The following is a 5134-nucleotide window of genomic DNA, read 5'->3' on the forward strand; positions in this document are numbered from 1 at the left end:
CTAACTGATAATCTTAAGAAAAGCGGGCTTTCGGCTCATATCTACCAAAAATCAGCAGTACTCTGAAAGCAGACGTTAATAATTACTTTCTTATATTATTCATAAAAGCGGGGCGTAAAACGCTAATCATCGTCACACAATTGCATTGATGTAACACACTTATAATTTTAGCTCTTCAAGTCTGCATGGCTTTCCAAAAAGGTATCCCTGATAAGTATTGCAGCCCATGCTCTTTAACAATGCTCGCTGATCCTCTGTCTCGACGCCTTCAGCGATTACTTGCAGATCCATTGAACTAGCTAAAGTTATAATAGCCTGAGCAATCGCCTTGTCATTACTACTGTTAATGATGTCCCGAACAAAACTCTGATCTATTTTTAACTGGTTTATAGGTAACTGTTTCAAATATGATAAAGATGAATAACCAGTACCAAAATCATCAATAGAAAACGTAACACCGCATTGCTGCAATTCTCGCATCTTAGCTTTAACATCTGGAATATTATTAGCCAAGAGTGACTCTGTTATTTCTAACTTTAGCAGTTGAGGATTAGCGCCTGAACTTCTCAATGAGTTGATCACTTTCTGAACAAAGTTATCTTTGCTAAATTGAACCACGCTAATATTAACCGCAACGCTCAGATTTTTCGTAACAGGTTGTTTAGCCCAATTGACTAAAGTCTCACACGCCTGTTGTAATATCCAATCCCCAATAGGCACAATAAGGCCTGTTTCTTCTGTTAGAGGGATAAATTGTGCCGGTGAAATCATCCCTTTTTCTGGATGAAACCAGCGTAACAGCGCTTCGACACCAACAACCCGCCCATGCTGGTCAATCTGCTTTTGATAGAAAAGAGTAAATTGTCTTTGCTGTATTGCGTTATACAAGTCGTGGATCAAGGTCGCTTTTGAGCTAACTGCAACCTGCATCTTGGGATCAAAAAATTGCACGGTATTGCGACCAGCCTCTTTAGCCTTATACATTGCCATGTCGGCTTGTTTTAATAGGTCCTCTGTTGGGACGCTTGTGCTATTAAACAGTGTTACCCCGATGCTTGCGGAGCTATTGCAAGTTAAACCCTCTAAGTCATATTCCTGCGCTAAGTGAGCCATGATTTTTTGCGCAAGTGATTCAGCCTGATTAGCAGCCGTTTCTTTATCATTACTTAAGTCTGATACTACGACAACAAACTCATCCCCCCCTAACCGTGACACCGTATCACCCTGCCTAACTGAACTAACCAATCGTTCAGCGACTCGGCATAACAATAAATCGCCTTTATTGTGACCAGCACTGTCGTTAAGATTTTTGAAGTTATCTAAATCAAGAAACATTAAAGCCGCAAAATTGTTGGCGCGTGAACAATGTGTCATTGCCCCCTGTAATCGGTCTAATAACAACCGTCGATTTGGTAGTAATGTGAGTGGGTCATAAAATGCTAACTGATGTATTTCTTGCTCACGCTTTTTACGCTGAGTGATGTCCCGCACGATTCCAATGAAATTAGTTTCACCAGCCATTTTTACTTCAACAACACCCAGCTCAATAGGAAATGTTGTACCATTTTTGTGCAATGCATCAAGTTCACGAATACGATCGGTAATGTCGCTGATACCACGGTTAATATAATTTGATAAGTAGATATCGTGATGTTCACGATGCGGTGAGCCCATAAGCATACTGATATTTCTGCCTATAATTTCTTCATCAGAATAACCAAAAATTTCATTTGCAGCTTGATTAAATGTAAGTACCTTACCCTTGCTATCAATGGTAATAATGCCATCAAGTAAGCTCTCGACAACAGCTTCCATCTGTTTTGATTTTTCGTTGAGTGAGCTTTCGGCCTGTATTTGGTCATTAATATCGAAGTGCGTACCCAGCATCCACTCAGCGTTACCATCATTTGTCCTTGCGGACACTCGCCCCCTGGTGTTTATCCATACCCATTCGCCATTTTTATGTTTCATTCGAATATTGGCTTCGTATATCGGAATAAGACCGGCTGCATGTTTTTCGATTTGTACAGCACAATAGGCTAAATCATCAGAATGGGTCAGTCGTTCCCAGGTTTCTCTGGTAGTTGGCAGTAGTTCAGAAAATTCGTAGCCCAACAATGACGCCCATTTGTCATTAGTAACTAACTCGCCATTTTGTAAATTAAGACGCCATGTGCCAATAGTATTGGCATCAATCACCGCCTTAAGTAAGTTCTCACTATTGTGAATGAGCTCTTCATCCCGCTTCTCTCTCGTGATATCGGTCTGGATTGCAATATAGCCACTAAGCTCGCCTTCTTCATTGAGCAGCGGATTACAAGCTATTCTCGCCCAATATGGTTTCTGCTCTTTTGAGTAATTGAGTACGTCAACATTGAAACTCTGCTGTAAAGACAGGGCCTCTCTCATTTCGTCAACAATTTCGGGGTCAGTGTCGGCTCCCTGCAATAGTTCACCTGGCTTTTTACCCAGCATATCTTCGATGCTATAACCAGTGATGTTATTAAACGCCTCATTTATCCAGACAACAAAACCACGTATATCCGTTATCACTACGCCATTCGTTGTTTGCCTGGCAACTTCCGAAAGACGTCTGATGGCAGAATGGGCAGCGGTTTGCTCAGTAGTATTGCGAATAATAATCAGAACTTCATTTTCATCAATTTTCTTATATCGCGCCTCAAAGGATTTATTCAATTTTTTAAAGGTGTAGTTGTGATGAATGACATTGCCGTTCTCAAAAGCCTGTTTAACATTATCCATCAGTTGATGACCTAATTCATTAGATAATACATCAAGGATTTTCTGCCCTAAGATTTCATGTTGAGGCTTGGGTAGATCAGGATGTTCGTTACACATTGAAAAACGAAAGTTTCGGTCAATGACAAAAACCATATCTGGCAACGTTGCCATTATTGATGCCGTTCTTGTCATGCCAGCTGACAGTTTTTGTTGGAGCGTTTCCTGATCTAGTCTTGCAATTTCATACTCAACCATGTCAGCTAACTCACGTAATACTCGTTTTTCGATTATCGTCAAGTCACGAGGCTGTGGATCAATAAGACAGAGTGTGCCAATAGGTTGCCCACTTGGGTCGCAAACTGGCGCTCCTGCATAAAAACGTATATGCGGCTTCTCTGTCACAAGCGGGTTAGCAGAGAAACGGTCATCTTTTGTTGCGTCAGTAACGATAAAAATATCCGGGTGTAGTATTGCATGTCCGCAAAAAGAAATATCACGGTCAGTCTGACAAGCATCGAGCCCTACCTTAGATTTAAACCACTGCCTGTCAACATCGACTAGCGAAATTAAGCACGTTTGGACATTAAAAATGAAAGCCGCCAGTCGAGTGATACGATCAAAGCGCTCTTCAGCAGGCGAGTCCAGTAATGCTGTGCGTTTTAACGCGAGTAAACGAACGGCTTCATCAGCAGGATAATCAGGTGCACTCAAAAGTCTCTCCAGTAGTGTTTTACTCAGTCGTAAATTACCAATAGTGTTTTAGAAAGATATTCTTAAACACTATGACCGTATTTATGAATTTATCGTTTAAACCGAACAACCAGCTCATGTAGTTCATCAGCTATTTTATTAAGATAAATAATGGTTTCTGATAATTTCATCGAGCTTTCAGAGCTCATATCGGCAAGCGTTGAAATGTTCACTATCTGCCGGTTTATATCCTCAGCAACATGAGCTTGCTCTTCAACTGCGGCAGCCATTTGAATAGACATATATGCAATTTGACCAACAGACTCGGAAATGCCACTTAACATTTTACCACTCTCAATGACATGAGAAAGACCATCTTCTGCATCAGTCGCGCCAGCATCAGCGACGTTCACAGCATCACCTGCACGTTGCGTTAATTCGGTGACGATACCATAGATTTCTTTAGTGGATTCTTGAGTTCGCAGGGCAAGATTTCTTACCTCATCTGCAACCACTGCAAAGCCTCGCCCTTGCTCACCTGCACGAGCAGCCTCAATAGCAGCATTTAAGGCAAGTAAGTTAGTTTGATCTGCAATCTGTTCAATTATTTGCGCGGCACTGGCGATATGTGAAGTTTGTTCTGACACACCGCGCACAGAACTACCAATTTGCTCTACTGTATGTTTTAGCTTTTGAATAGAGTCGCGGGTAATATTCGCCACATTAGTGCCTTTTACTGCAAGGTTGTTAGCAGTGTCTGCCTGCGTAGCGGTATCACTGACATGCTTAGATACTTCGGCAATAGTAGTCGACATTTCATTCATAGCAGTAGCCACCTGAATGGTTTCTGCTTGCTGACTTTCAATGTCTTTTCTGGTTTTATCTGTTAATTCTGCGCCTTTCTCCGACTCCTTGGCAACAACAAGAGCTGCACTTTCGATGCGGGTAATCACTGTTCCTAAATGCGCTAGCTGACTTAAAATAGCAACTTTAAGCTTGCCTAAATCATCAGTTTCATCGGTATAACTTTTTACCGCCAGTTCATCTGAAAATGCATGGTTGAGCATGTCGTTCAGTGCATTGAGGATTTTCTTTCTGCTTAATGATACCCAAATAGCAAAAATGATCACTGAGGCTAGTAGTACACCCTCAGAAAGTTCTTTGAAACCAAAACCCAATAACCCAACACATAGAGTTATCGATAATATTAAGAAGGCATTTTCAAGCGATACGGGTAAAGAAAACCGACTACTTTTTCCTGCATTGATATCACGATAAAGTTTAGTCGCCCGCTCCACGTCCTGACTTGAGGGGCAGGAGCGAACTGATTCATAGCCTATTATTCTGCCGCTCTGTGTTACAGGCGTCACATACGCATCAACCCAGTAGTAATCGCCATTCTTACAGCGGTTTTTCACAAGACCCATCCAAGGCTTTCCCGCTTTCAAATAGTGCCACATTTTTTTGTACGCCTCTGGCGGCATATCAGGGTGCCTGACCATATTATGAGGCTGGCCAATCAGCTCGTGCTTTTGAAAGCCACTCACTTCAACAAAGGCATCATTACACTCAAGAATAGTCCCTTCAGTATCAGTCACTGATATAAGTTTAGTTGTACTTCCGAAAGTTTTCTCTCTGTCAGTAACCGGCAAGTTTTTGCGCATGTAGTGTATTATTTATCATCTATATAAATAATATAATT

2 protein-coding genes are annotated in these 5134 nt (G+C 41.5%); both read right to left on the reverse strand.

Annotation, left to right across the window (positions count from 1 at the left end):
* Nucleotides 1–159: 159 nt before the first annotated feature.
* Nucleotides 160–3453 (reverse strand): EAL domain-containing protein, encoded by a 3294-nt coding sequence (locus GPLA_RS16260; protein ID WP_007106047.1) that lies wholly within the window; start codon nt 3451–3453, stop codon nt 160–162.
* A gap of 89 nt (nt 3454–3542) precedes the next feature.
* Nucleotides 3543–5096, reverse strand: a complete 1554-nt coding sequence (locus tag GPLA_RS16265; protein ID WP_007106048.1) for a methyl-accepting chemotaxis protein — start codon at nt 5094–5096, stop codon at nt 3543–3545.
* Between the last annotated feature and the right edge of the window lie 38 nt (nt 5097–5134).

The organism is Paraglaciecola polaris LMG 21857 (assembly GCF_000315055.1).
Taxonomy (GTDB): Bacteria; Pseudomonadota; Gammaproteobacteria; order Enterobacterales; family Alteromonadaceae; genus Paraglaciecola; species Paraglaciecola polaris.

Bases quoted from the DNA above. Each gene is read 5' to 3' on its own strand.
- GPLA_RS16265 (WP_007106048.1), bottom strand. From the start codon at position 5,096: ATGCGCAAAAACTTGCCGGTTACTGACAGAGAGAAAACTTTCGGAAGT.